This window comes from Nitrobacter vulgaris (assembly GCF_031453995.1).
In the GTDB taxonomy this organism is placed as follows: Bacteria; Pseudomonadota; Alphaproteobacteria; order Rhizobiales; family Xanthobacteraceae; genus Nitrobacter; species Nitrobacter vulgaris.
Map to the genome: position 1 here is coordinate 13,771 of NZ_JAVDPZ010000021.1, position 12,850 is coordinate 26,620.

Below are 12,850 nucleotides of genomic sequence, written 5' to 3' on the forward strand. Positions count from 1 at the left end.
CTCCTTATAGTCGGAGACCCGCCCGAATTTACGCGATCCGGCGCATGTTCTCTAGAGCGCGATCCGCAAAAGTGGATTCCGGTTTTGCGTCCGATCGCGTTCTAAATATTGAGAATATGCATGATCCGCCAAACCGCTCACACTTTGGCGGATCATGCGCTAGCACTTTACCCGCCTCTGCTCACGGTCCACGGCCTGTTTCACTCCGGCGGAGGCGCGGGGATATTTGCGCGTGACCTCACCAAGCGCGGCGCAGGCGGCCTCTTTTTCTTTCAGCGCGGCCAGCGATTGTCCGAGCCGAAGCAACGCATCGGCCGCCTTTGCCGAACTGTCGTACTTTGTGGTCACGCCGAGGAAAGACTCAGCAGCCTCGCGATATTTCTGGCGCTGAAACAGGCTTTCTCCGAGCCAGTACTGCGCGTCACCCGTCAGAGCATCGGAAGGGTATTTCTGGGTGAAATTGCGCATGGTTTCCTCGGCAAGCGCATAGTCCTTGCGCTGCATGTAGCCAATGCCAAGATCGAATTCGTCCCGCGGCGTCGCCGATGGCGGCAGTGTTGTCAGGCCCCCCGAATTAAGCGGAGCGTTGCCGGTCGTCGGATAGTTCCCCGAAGAGCGTGGACCGACGTTGGCGAGATCGAGCGGAGCGCCGGCTTCGCGGCCGCCGGGCGAACCTACGGCCGTCGCCGGGACCGGCATCTGTCCGCCGCCGAGCGCGCGCGGCGCACCCGGGGCATTAGGGTTCTGACTGGGGTTGAAGGCATCACCCCGATGACCTTGCGCAGGCACGGGCACGACCTGCTCCTGCACGAGGGGTGGCTGACCTCCTCGCTGATCGTAATTCGGCTGAGGCGAACCGGCGTTTGGATTTGCCGGCGCAGTCGCCGCGACGCCAGGTGATGCCGTTCCAGGCTGCAACTGCTGCAGCTGTTGTTCGAGCATCCGATTCCGGTGCTGCAACTCTTCGTTCTGCCCGGTCAGGGTTCGCAGCTGCTGTTCCAGTTGCTGGATGCGGAGTTCGGGATCGACGTCATATTGCGCGGAGACATGTGACGAAAGCACGAGCATCGTGGCAACGGCCATTGCGCGTGCAAACCTCGAAGGTATGGATGACATTTTGGCCTGTCGACTGAATAAACGTCACATCGAAAGCGCACCCATTGAAAACTTGAGTACACCGAAAATGTGACTTGGTCCAACAACAACAATCACTTTACGACGATCTTGCCGGTCAGTCTTCTCCTTAAATATTTTCGTGGCGTTAAGGGTGAAAACGGCGCCCTCTGGCTTGAGCTGCAGATAACAGCGGGTTTGCATCGTCAAGACAGAAGGCAGAAGCCGGCTTTTATTTCATCAATCATCCTGGCGCAAAAAAACCGGCGCCCCAAGAGCGCCGGCTGAAAACAAAATAAGAAGGGACGCCTCAGGAACTGGCGTTGAGCACCGTGACAGCGCGACGGTTCTGTGACCAGCAGGAAATGTCGTTGCAGACCGCGACCGGGCGCTCTTTGCCATAGGAAATAGTCCGCATCCGGCCCGGATCGATGCCGCGCGACGCAAGGAAAGAGCGAACCGTCTGCGCGCGGCGGGCGCCGAGCGCAATGTTATACTCGCGGGTGCCTCGTTCATCCGCATGGCCTTCGACGGTGAAGGAATAGCGATTGTAGGTCTGCAGCCAATGCGCCTGTTTCTCCAGCGTCGTTATCGCCTGTGGCGACAGGCTGGTCTGGTCGCTCTCGAAGAAAACGCGGTCGCCGACATTGACCACGAAATCCTGCTGGCTGCCCGGGGTCGCGGCGCCGGCCATCCCGCCGCCCCTCCCGTCCATCGGATTTTTATTAGCGCAAGCACCCATCGACAGCGCCGCCGCAACCACGGCGGCGAGCTTCAATCCCCGGAGGAATCGCTTCTGATTTAACATTCCGGAGCCTCCACGCTCGCGTTTTCCACTGTTATTCGCTCTACAGGGTGATGGTTAAGCGAACGTTCCGTCAACCTTGATGAGAGGTTGCTCGATTGCATCAAATGCCATGTTTGCGAAAGAAGCGCCCGCGATGGTTAATAAGCCGCAAATGTGGCGCGAGGGTGAACCGACAGCGATTTCACAACCGCGCGGTCCGCGGAGTCCGCCCCTGAACCCACATCACAACAATTAGGTCGGATATCAGGACCTCGGGACGATCGAGGGTCGTGTGAACGAAAACGGAGAATCGGTGGGCACCAGAGTTGCGGTGCCAGCTCTGCGCTCGAATAACATTCGACGTTCGAAATAGCTCGAACGGAGATACGGATAGCGGGCGAAGACCTTTTCGCGCGAGGCCGGAAAATCGACCGCCATCAGACAGATCGGCTTGACGAGACCAGGATACCGGCGTGGAGGACTCAACGGCTGGTGATCAAATAAACGCCGGTAGAACGACCGGTGTTCGGCGCGAACGGTGGCCAGACCAAGGTCCGCATTGAAGAAACTGCAGGCGACGAAGCATAGACGGAGCGTGATGTAGGGCAATTCAGGAAATCGGCCCGCGAGCTCCGGATCCGCCACGAAGCGGGTCGGGTCGACCATAACCTTGCCCCGATCGACTTCCGGCTGGAGATAATCGTTAAACACATCCACCGAGGGACTGCGCGGATGCTCCGGCGACGAAATGCTGAGACGAATGGAACTGGCGAGCGCGCCGTCCAGATAGATGCCAAAAATCCAGGAATTCGGCATATCGTCGAAACGATCGAAGATTTTATGGTCGCGGTTGGTCTCGATCGCGCCCTCATTCAGGTAGGCACGATATCGAAGGCGGTAGATGATATCCCTATCTGCCGGCGTTTCCACCAAGCGATAATCAACCCGATCCAGAAGTTCGATACTTCGGTCTACAGGCTTGGCGACTGTTAGAGCCAAACTCATTGGGAGCACCCTCGCCGTCTGATTCCAGCAGACAATCGAAGGTTAACGATTCGTTAATAAAATGAAAAGATAACAAAACATTAATGTTAGTGTATCCTCACATTCTTTCAATGCACCACCCTCGACTCGAAGGTGGTGGCATGCCCTTAGGGAGAAATCTAAGCGATCGACCGGACGACCTTCACACTGCCATCAGACGACGTCCATGAGAGGCGTCGAGCAGCCGACGGATGCCTGCCGCCGATACCGGTCGGCTGAACAGATAGCCTTGCGCTTCCGTCACCGTGCCGTCGACGCTGACGAGATCGAGCTGCTCGTTGGTTTCAATGCCTTCGACGACGACGGCCATGCCGAGATCGGCGCTAAGCCGAGCCACACCACGCAATAGCATCAGGGGCCGGTCCGTATCGATCCCTTCCAGAAACGAGCGATCGATCTTGACCTTCTGGAGCGGGAAATTGTGCAAATAACTAAGGCTCGAATACCCTGTGCCAAAATCGTCGAGTGAAATCCTCACGCCCGCGGAGCGCAATTGGCTCAGCGCGTCGTGGGTCCACTGCGTGTTGCGCAGCAACGACGATTCTGTAATCTCGATTTCGAGGCGGTGCGCCGGAAGACCGGAAACCTCCAAGGCATAGCGGACTTCGCTCAGGATGTCGCGCTGATGGAATTGCTCCGACGAGAAGTTGACGGCGACGCTGACAACCTCCGGCCACGTCATGCATTCCATGCAAGCCTTGCGCAAAATCCAGCGACCGAGATCGATGATGATCCCCATCTCCTCCGCCACCGGAATGATGTCCATCGGCGACACTGTACCGCGCGAGGGATGATTCCAGCGCAGCAGTGCCTCGCAGGCGGTGATCCGGCCCGACTTCAGATTGACCAGCGGCTGATAGAACAGTTCGAACTCTTCCTTGGCCAGTGCGTTGCGTAGATCGAGTTCGAGGGCGCGGCGCGATTCGACCGTTTCAGCCATCTCGTTGCGGAAGAAGCAGAAGGTTCCGCGGCCATCGGCCTTGGCACGGTAGAGCGCCATGTCGGCGTGCTTTAGAATGTTGTCGGCCGTGATGCCAGGTGATGTCATTGCGATACCGATGCTCGCGCCGATCTCGACAAGATGGCGATCAATTTCATATCGCTCGGTGAGCCGTTCGACGATGCGGCGGGATAGCGCGGCCGCCTCCTCCGCCGACTGGATGTTTTGCTGAAACACCACGAATTCGTCGCCGCCGAATCGCGCGACGAAGTCCTCCGGGCGAAGCATTCCCCGGAGTCTGTCGGCGACAATGCATAACAGGCGATCCCCGCAGGGATGACCCAGCGTATCATTGATCTGCTTGAACTGATCGAGATCGATGAACAGCAGCGCCGATAGCCTCGGCGCACTATTGGAAATCGCCAGCAGGCGTTCGATTTCGTCGCGGAAGCTGAGCCTGTTGGGCAATTCGGTAAGCGGATCGAAGCGAGCGAGATGGTTGATTCTCGCTTCCGCCTTGCGCCGCTCCGTGATGTCCTCGACCAGCACGACCGCGCCGCCGACGGCCATCGGCTGGAACGTCCACGATAGCGCCCGCCCCTGCTCCATATCCACGTCGGTGGTCACGATTGCGCCTGCCTGCGAATTCTCGATCTCCGAGATAATCGTCCGCCCGTTTTCGGACGACATCGTTCCGGCGGCCACGCATGCGGCGATGACATCCGCTGCGCCGACGCTGCGATGCACGAAGTCGTCGGCGAGATGCATCATTTCACTGAAACGATAGTTCATCACGCCAAGGCGACCGTCTGCGCCGAACATGCACAGGCCATGCGGCATGTTGTTCAGCGCGGTGTCGAACTGGCCGGCGAGCGCAGCTTCGCGTTCGCGCGCGATCAAGGCGCGGAGAAAAATCTGCTGTAGTCTGGTCGTGATCCTCTCGAGACCAAGGAAATACAGCAGGGTGAGAAGCGCCATCCCAAGGTAGTAAGGACTGCCTTTCAGCGCCATCGCCCCAGCCATCGGCCCGCAGGTCAGCAGAATCTGCAGGTGGAAAATCCATGGGCGTCCGTAGGCGCGGCCGGCGCCGGCCGCCACATAGCCCGTGGTGACCGAGATGCAGATCATGTGCGCGACGGCGTCGTCGGTCATCAGAAGCGCGATGGCGCACCATGCGCCAAGCACAATTGCGTAGAGCACCGCTCCGATCTGATAGCGGGCCTCCCAGCGCGCGGCTTCGCCTACGGTCAGATCCGAACGGCGATTCTTGTATTTCGCCATGTCGAAAGTGCGGAGCATGCCAATCAGGACCAGAAGCACCGCGCATGGCCACAGCAGATGGTTGCCGGTCTTCAATGCGGTCATGACCGCCGCAATCGCAGCGCAGACCGCGCCAGCCAACATCGGCGCCGGATTCTGGAATAGCGAACCCACAAGCGCCGCATATATCGCTGGCGACATCGTATCGGTATCGCGATGGTGGTCGGCCAACTGCATCGACTGCGCGCGCATCCTTTCCGCGCGCACAGTGTTACCGGCCGCTAGTGAAGCCTTTCTGAGCGAACATCGTTAGCGAGACGTTTGAACCAGCCACCTGAAGGCCGAATTTAGCTTGTAAAACAGAATGTTATAGGATCAAGGTCCAACCGATGCCGATCCGGTTTCGGCTCGAGGATCCGGCTTATGAGAGCAAGGGCGACCATGCCGGATCGGACGCGAAACCAGGCGTGGGAACTTTCAGTTCGTTGCGGCCGGAGACGTCGATCGTATAAAGCGATGGTCCAGCGTTGCCGCCGGGGTCGCGGAAGAACATCAGGACCCGCCCGTTAGGCGCGAAGGTCGGACCCTCGTTGTGAAATCCCGACGTCAGAATTCGTTCGCCGGAACCGTCCGGCTTGATAATGCCGATGGAAAACTGACCACCGCCTTGCTTCGTGAAGGCGATGTAGTCACCGCGGGGTGACCACACCGGAGTCGAGTAGGAGCCTTCCCCGAATGAGATGCGTTGGGCCCCGCCGCCGGTCGCTCCCATCACATAAATTTGCGGTTTGCCGCCGCGATCCGACTCAAAACAGATGCGGGCGCCGTCCGGCGAATACGAGGGCGACGTGTCGATCGCCGGCGTGTCCGTCAGACGTGTCGTCGACTTCGAGCGAATGTCCATCACGAACAGGTTCGAGTTTCCACCCTGCTGCAGGCTCATGATGATGCGTTGGCCATCCGGCGCGAACCGCGGCGCGAACGACATACCGGGGAAGTTGCCGACGATTTCGCGCTGGCCGGTTTCGATGTTGAACAGATAGACCCGGGGATCGCCCTGCCCGAATTCCATATAGGTGATTTCCTGGGTCGACGGCGAAAAGCGCGGGGTGATCACGAGGTCAGCTCCGCGCGTGAGGTAGCGCACGTTGGCGCCGTCCTGATCCATCAGGGCCAGCCGCTTGACGCGGTGCTGCGCTGTTCCGGACTCATCGACGAACACCACGCGGCTGTCGAAATAGCCTTTCTCGCCGGTCAAACGCTCGTAAATCTGATCCGAGATGATGTGCGCGATCCGCCGCCAATATTCCGGCGATGTAAAATATTGCTGGCCTGCAAGCTGCTGGCCGGTCGCGACATCCCACAAACGAAACTCGGCCTTGAGCCGCCCGTCGCCCTGACGCGTCATACGTCCGGTCACCAGCGCCTGTGCGTTGATGGTCTTCCAGTCGGCGAACTGCGGCGGCACGTCGATATTGGTGATCTTCTGGATATACGCGGCCTGGTCGATCGGCGCGAACAACCCGCTGCGCTTGAGATTGTTGGTGATGACCTTGGCGACGCCGGCACCGACCTCGCTATCCGACGGCGAACCGGCAATGAAATTCGGAATGGCGATCGGGAGCGGCGCGACGTTGCCCTCGGTGATCTGGACCCGCGCCTGGGGGAAGGCTTGCCGGCTGCCCAGCAACACGGCAGCCGATGCCATCCCGGAAATCATGTGTCGGCGGTTCAGACGGAACGGCATTCTCTGCAATCCATTTCTCTCGATCATCGGTCAGACTTTTCATCCGCAACGTTCGTTGCTTACGACTTTCGTTCTGTGAATACGGGCTCGAAAAACTTCCATTCGTCGAAATATGCCGCAGGCAGATTGTACGGCTGGCATTCAATGATCGCGCGCAGCGCGCTTTCCTGATAAACGCGGAAGTAGGGTGTCGACGGGTTGCTGATCGCGGTCGGCGTGGTCTCCAGTGTGCCGTCGCGTTTCAGCTTGATGCTGAACACCGCTTCGGTCATCTGAGCTTCGAGCCCGCCATAGGGCTTTTTCCAGCAGCGCTCGACCTGGGACTTGAACATCGACCCCCAGGTCGCGGAATTGTCCGCGGCCTTGCCATGGGCGAGGCCGAGCGCGGCATTCGGATTCAGCGTGTCTCCGGTAACCGAGCGGCGGGTGGGCTCGCGCTTGTCAAGCAGCGCCGCAATCTTTGATTGGTCGAACACGCGCTCAGCCTTCTTCGCCTCTGCCTGGGCTTTCGCCTCGGCTTCTGCCTTGGCCTTTGCCTCGGCTTTGGCTTTGGCTTCCGCCTTCGCTTTCGCCTCGGCTTTTGCTTTCGCCTGCGCTTCGGCCTTCGCCTTGGCCTTGGCTTGAGCCTCCGCCTTTGCCTCAGCTAAGGCTTCCGCCTCGGCCTTCGCGGCCTCTGCTTTGGCTTTCGCATCCGCCTTGGCCTTTGCGTCGGCTGCTTTGGCTGCCGCCTCGGCCTTCGCTGCTGCTGCGGCAGCCTCGGCAGCGGCCTTGTCATCTGGTTTTGGTTGTTCTTTGGGTGCCACGTCGGTCATGACCGGCGGCTTCTTGTCGTCGATCTTGCCGACAGTGTCCTCCGGCGGAGGTGTGGCCTCGGCGACCTTCTCGACCAGGGGTTTCGGTTTTTCCTTCTTGCCGGTCTTCATGCCCGCCGTGACGTGGGCAAGTTGATCGGCGGAGATGATGTCGACCGGCAAAGATTCCTCTGGCACCGATTCGAAAGCCTTCGACGAAAACGACACCAACCCCCACCCGATCACAAGGACGTGCAGGGCAACCGATGCTGCCAATGTCTTATCGACCTTGATCTTCAACCTTAAGATCCCTGCTCCACTTCGGTGACCAGCGCCAGACGCTTGAACCCGGCGCCCGACAGCCGACCCATCACTCGCGCCACCGTGCCGTAGTCGGCCTTCTTGTCGGCGCGCATGAAGATGCGCTCGTCAAGACCGCCGCGTGCATCGGTGATCGCCGTCAATTTCGGAACCAGCTCCTCCATCGTGACTTCGGTGTCGTTGATGAAAATCCGTCCCTGAGCATCAACCGACAACTGCAAGGGCGTCTTGTCCTGCTCGAGGCTTTTGGCCTGGGTCTGCGGCAAATCGAGCGGAACGCCCACGGTCAAAAGCGGTGCCGACACCATGAAGATGATGAGAAGCACCAGCATGACGTCGACCATGGGCGTGACGTTGATCTCGGCCATCGGCTGTGACCGCCGCCGTCCTCTTCGTCCACCACCGCTGGAGGAAGCCGCTGCCGGATTCATTGCCATGATGGACCGCCCGTTTCCATGCCGCTTGACCTCACGCCCGCTCGTCGATCTGACGTGAGAGGATCGCGGAAAACTCGTCGGCAAAACCCTCAAGGCGCTGGGCCTGACGATTCACTTCCGCAGTGAACTTATTGTAAAAAATAGTCGCGGGGATGGCGGCGATAAGGCCGATTGCCGTTGCAAACAGCGCCTCGGCAATGCCCGGCGCCACCACCGCGAGCGAGGTATTCTTCGATGCGGCGATCGACTGGAAGCTCGACATAATGCCCCACACGGTCCCAAACAGGCCAACGAAAGGACCGGCAGAGCCTACGGTCGCTAACACCAGCAACCGCCGTTCCAGCCGCTCGATCTCCCGCGCGATGGAAACGTTCATCACTTTCTCGATCCGCATCTGAAGCCCGGCAATCGAGCGCGCCTGACTTTCGAAAGAACGTTTCCACTCGCGCATCGCTGCAACGAAACAGGCCGCCATCGATTGTGTCGGCTTGGCCGACAACGCCCGGTACAGGTCCTCAATCGACTCCCCTGACCAGAAGGCCTGCTCGAAACGGTCCATCGCGCGCTTGGTGCGGGCGTAGAGAAAGATCTTGTCGATCGCGATCGCCCACACCCACACCGAGCAGGCTAACAGGCCCAACATGACTGCTTTCACGATCCAGTGAGCGTGAAAAAAAAGCGTAATCAGCGACACGTCGGCCGAAGCTAGGGGCAAGGCTGACTGCGCCACGTCGGCCGGATTCATGAGCAGTTTCCTCTCAACGCAAGATATCCCTTCGACGCGAGGCGCGACCTCAAGCCGCCAGTTTCGCGGCCACGAACTCACGCGGCGTAAAAGCGCCACGTAACAAGCCGGTTGAGTCACTTGGGGGGTCTGTCCAATGCCGGAGCCTGCATCCCCTGCCAACGTGTCAAAACGAGGGCTAACGGCGCGCCTTTACGGCTGTAACCAAACGCTAATCATGGTTAAGACCAGGTTACCAAAGAGGATTGAGGCTCTGAAATCCGTCTTAATATTCCAACCCTTGCTCACCGTGAGCCGTGCTCGGCGGAGAGCGGGTGGAGGTGGCCGACCGTCGATTATTCCCCAGGACGGGAGTTCCGGCTCAATGGGCGTGTGGCGATGATCCGACGCCTGAATCGAGAGAGGCTTCAGACCCGCAGATGAGAAAAAGCCCGCCTGTCGGGACAGGCGGGCTTTCCTATCGGTTGGTGGAAGCGGGGCCGCATCAAAACCAGCGCCGGTCGCAGCGTCCGATTAGTGACTACTGGTCTTGCGGCCTATCGTTCGGCGGCGTCGGATGGGTGCGATGCTGAGCCATGAAGGCATCGAACTCTTCCTTGTCCTTGGCGTGACGAAGCCGTTCGAGAAAGTCCTTGAACTCCTTCTGCTCGTCCTCAAGCCGCCGCAGCGTCTCCATGCGATACTCGTCGAAGGCGCGGTTACCGCTGGACGGCGCGCCAAAACCGCGGAAGCCAAAACCGCGGCGCTCCATATGGTCCCGCATCCGGTCCATCTTGTACTGCATCCGTTGCATTTTGCTCTCAAACCGGTCGTTGCTCCAGCAGCCCATTTTCCTGCTCCCTAGAGTGAAGAAGAGAATCGCGAGACCGATCGGCCACCACACCATGAAGCCCAGCACGATCAGGACAATCCGGAATGGATGCCAGGGCGCATCCGTGAAACAGCGGGAATACGGGGGCTGACCTTGGCCCCGCGCATTGTTGGGGCCATTCCAGCGATCGTAGTCAGCGGTGTGGGCCATAGGCCTTCTCCATGAACGGCGTCATGCCGCGTGAATGTAAATAACATTTACATAGGTAGCCCACTAAAGGCTTTTGTCAAGCGTGACTTTGCCTGGAAATGCGGGGTTTTGGCGGTGCTACGGTTTCCTGCCGTTGTAAGGTCTCGTCACATTGAAAGCGGCAAATACTGGCGAGCAGATCTAAAAGCCTATCCATGAGAAGCTCTTGGCCGATTGCCGCGACCGCACGATAAAACCAGTCCCGGTATACGCGCAGCCGAATCGGTTGGTCAGGTCGCGGACTTTTGATCCCACGGCCCTCGCGGCGGCTTGGCCGGAGCGTTCGGGTCCTCAGGCGGCCTGCGTTCGGTCGGAAAGCCGAGCCCTCGCAGATAAATCAGCACGCCGGCTTCGAGCAGATCTTCGGCGGACATCGGCAGCTTGCGCCGCGCCGCGTCGCCGCGGCCGAACAGAGAGGCTATGCCGTGCGCCAACGACCAGATATGCAGCGCCATCATCAAAGCCGGTGGTCGCGCGACGCCCGGCGGTGTCAGTGCTGCAAGCCGTTCCGCCGCAGCACGAATGATGCTGAAGGCGCGCTCGCTCGCGGCTGACAGCATCGGATTGACATCGGTCGGCAGCCCGGATTCGAACATCGCCGAGTAATAAGCCGGTTCGTTGCGGGCGAAGGCGAGATAGGCGCGGCCGACGCGCTCGAACGCGCTGACGGTATCCGGGCGTCCGTCATCCCATGCCTTGGTCAACACTACCTCGAACTGCTCGAAGCCGCGTTGCGCGATGCTCGCCAGCAGTTCATCGCGATCACGGAAGTGCCGGTACGGCGCCGCCGGACTGACGCCTGCAGAACGCGCCGCATCGGCGAAGGTGAAACCCGCCGCGCCTTTCTCGGCGATCAGGCCGAGTGCCGCCTCCAGCAGGGCCTCCTTCAGATTGCCGTGATGGTAGCCCCGCTCGGGGCGGCGATGGTCCTTGCGCCAACTCATGTGAATGGTTTTTACATGAGCACGCGGGAAACACCACTCGTTTCGTCCTGCTTCCATTCGAGAAGCAGGGCGAAATCCAGCATGAAGAAGCGCAAACCGTTGCGGCGAACCCCGACCTCCGGTCAAACGAGGCCGGTTCGCCGGAAGTCGGCCAATGGCCGTGGCGGCCTGATGCGGAGCCTATCGGCGCGCGACCTCTGCGCGCAGCCGTTCTTCCTGCTCGCGCAGTTCCGGCGTGAACGCCTCGCCGAAATCCTCCGCGTCGAACACCTGACGCAGTTCGAGTTCATCTCCGGGCGCGAAAGGCGCGCGTTTCATCCACTGGATCGCCTCGTCTTTTGAACCAACCTCGATCAGCCAGAATCCGCAGACGAGATCACTGGTCACCGGGAATGGGCCCTCTGTCACCACAGGTGCAGCGCCTGAATATTTGATGCGCGCGCCTTTCGAGGTCGGATGCAACCCCTCGCCCGCCTGCATCACACCGGCCTTCACCATCTCTTCGTTGAACCGACCCATCGCGGTCAGCATTTCGGTGCTCGGCATCTCGCCCGCTTCGGTTTCCTTCGTCGCCTTCACAATCACCATGAAACGCATCGCGATTCTCCTTCGATCCAGTGATCCAGGCCGTTTCTTGGCGGCCCCGCAATGAAGACGGGCGGACTGCGGCCTCTCCGACATGTCCTGTAGAAATTTTTAGGCGTGTGCGCTGATCCCTCAGTCGCCCTGCGGGAACATGTGGAAATATGGCTCGGCGTCCTTCAGCACGCGGGCATAGGACGGTCGCGCCTTGAGACGTTCCAGATAGGCGGCAAGATGTGGATGGCTGTCAGCATATGGCAGCACCCTGGCGGCATAGAACAACGCCGGCGCGGCTGCGCAATCCGCCATCGAGAAATCGTCGCCGGCTGCCCAGCTGCGCGATGCCATCTCGCGCTCGGCGATGTCATAAGCCGCGCGGATCCGCGTTTTCGCATCCTCAACGCCGTGCGGGTCCTTGCTACCGGCTGGCCGTAGCCGGTCGCCGACCACCTTTTGCATATGGTTGTGAATGTGCAGATCGTAAAAGCGGTCCTTCAGCCGCACCTCGCGCTCCGCGTCGCGATCCTGCGGGATGAACCGCGTCCCGCCCGGATAATACCTGTCGATATACTCAATGATGATGCTGGATTCCGGCACCACCTCGCCGCGGGCGGCATCCTGCAACACCGGAAATTTGCCGACACCCCACAGCTTCAGCAGCACCGCGCGCTCGTCCGGATCGCCGAGATCGACCGACATAGCCGTGAACGGCGTCGCGTTCTCATGGAACGCGATTAGTGCCTTGTGGCAATAGGACGACAGCGGATGCATGTACAGCGTCAGCGGCATGATGTTCTCCCGATCAGCGAGCGCTTTGCAGCACTGCATGTGATGACGCAAGACGAAACCATCACACGTCGTCAAGCGCACATGAGCGCGTATCACGCGTTTTCCGTCGCAACAAATTCCCGCCGCATTGCTTGATCACGCTTGCATCATTGCTTCGGCCGCGGGGACAAGATGCGGGCGCAGCAATTCCAAGGGGCGTTCCGCGTAAACATCGATTCAATTTTGGCTCGCGCGCAAGCCGTGATGAGTCATGCCCGAACCACACTGGCCAAAACCAAATGGGGGAGGAC

At 59.8% G+C, this 12,850-nt stretch carries 12 protein-coding genes; all 12 read right to left on the reverse strand.

What is annotated here, in order from left to right:
* Positions 1-159: 159 nt before the first annotated feature.
* Positions 160-1,083, reverse strand: coding sequence for a tol-pal system protein YbgF (ybgF, locus tag GGQ85_RS13220; protein WP_079448280.1), 924 nt, complete (start codon positions 1,081-1,083; stop codon positions 160-162).
* Between the two features lie 340 nt (positions 1,084-1,423).
* Positions 1,424-1,921 (reverse strand): peptidoglycan-associated lipoprotein Pal, encoded by a 498-nt coding sequence (gene pal / locus GGQ85_RS13225; protein ID WP_079448281.1) that lies wholly within the window; start codon positions 1,919-1,921, stop codon positions 1,424-1,426.
* 243 nt (positions 1,922-2,164) lie between these two features.
* Positions 2,165-2,905 (reverse strand): N-acyl amino acid synthase FeeM domain-containing protein, encoded by a 741-nt coding sequence (locus tag GGQ85_RS13230; RefSeq protein ID WP_309774903.1) that lies wholly within the window; start codon positions 2,903-2,905, stop codon positions 2,165-2,167.
* Positions 2,906-3,086: 181 nt separating this feature from the next.
* Positions 3,087-5,381, reverse strand: a complete 2,295-nt coding sequence (locus GGQ85_RS13235; protein WP_309774934.1) for a putative bifunctional diguanylate cyclase/phosphodiesterase — start codon at positions 5,379-5,381, stop codon at positions 3,087-3,089.
* A gap of 184 nt (positions 5,382-5,565) precedes the next feature.
* Positions 5,566-6,891 carry a Tol-Pal system beta propeller repeat protein TolB gene (gene tolB / locus GGQ85_RS13240; protein WP_309774904.1) on the reverse strand — a complete coding sequence of 442 codons (1,326 nt, stop codon included), beginning with the start codon at positions 6,889-6,891 and terminating at the stop codon, positions 5,566-5,568.
* 59 nt (positions 6,892-6,950) lie between these two features.
* The gene (gene tolA, locus GGQ85_RS13245; protein ID WP_079448118.1) at positions 6,951-7,976 is read right to left on the reverse strand and encodes a cell envelope integrity protein TolA; all 1,026 of its coding nucleotides are present in this window, start codon (positions 7,974-7,976) and stop codon (positions 6,951-6,953) included.
* Between the two features lie 8 nt (positions 7,977-7,984).
* Entirely contained in the window at positions 7,985-8,440 is a 456-nt protein-coding gene (gene tolR / locus GGQ85_RS13250) for a protein TolR (RefSeq protein ID WP_079447992.1), read from the reverse strand.
* A 31-nt stretch (positions 8,441-8,471) separates the two neighbouring features.
* Positions 8,472-9,185: a protein TolQ gene (gene tolQ / locus GGQ85_RS13255; protein WP_079447993.1), complete on the reverse strand. Its 714-nt coding sequence runs from the start codon at positions 9,183-9,185 to the stop codon at positions 8,472-8,474.
* A gap of 520 nt (positions 9,186-9,705) precedes the next feature.
* Positions 9,706-10,206: a DUF2852 domain-containing protein gene (locus GGQ85_RS13260; protein WP_309774905.1), complete on the reverse strand. Its 501-nt coding sequence runs from the start codon at positions 10,204-10,206 to the stop codon at positions 9,706-9,708.
* Between the two features lie 269 nt (positions 10,207-10,475).
* On the reverse strand, positions 10,476-11,189 hold the full coding sequence (locus GGQ85_RS13265; RefSeq protein WP_309774906.1) for a TetR/AcrR family transcriptional regulator: 714 nt from the start codon (positions 11,187-11,189) through the stop codon (positions 10,476-10,478).
* Between the two features lie 180 nt (positions 11,190-11,369).
* Positions 11,370-11,786, reverse strand: coding sequence for a YciI family protein (locus tag GGQ85_RS13270; RefSeq protein WP_079447996.1), 417 nt, complete (start codon positions 11,784-11,786; stop codon positions 11,370-11,372).
* Positions 11,787-11,906: 120 nt separating this feature from the next.
* On the reverse strand, positions 11,907-12,560 hold the full coding sequence (locus tag GGQ85_RS13275; RefSeq protein ID WP_309774907.1) for a glutathione S-transferase family protein: 654 nt from the start codon (positions 12,558-12,560) through the stop codon (positions 11,907-11,909).
* Positions 12,561-12,850 lie beyond the last annotated feature (290 nt).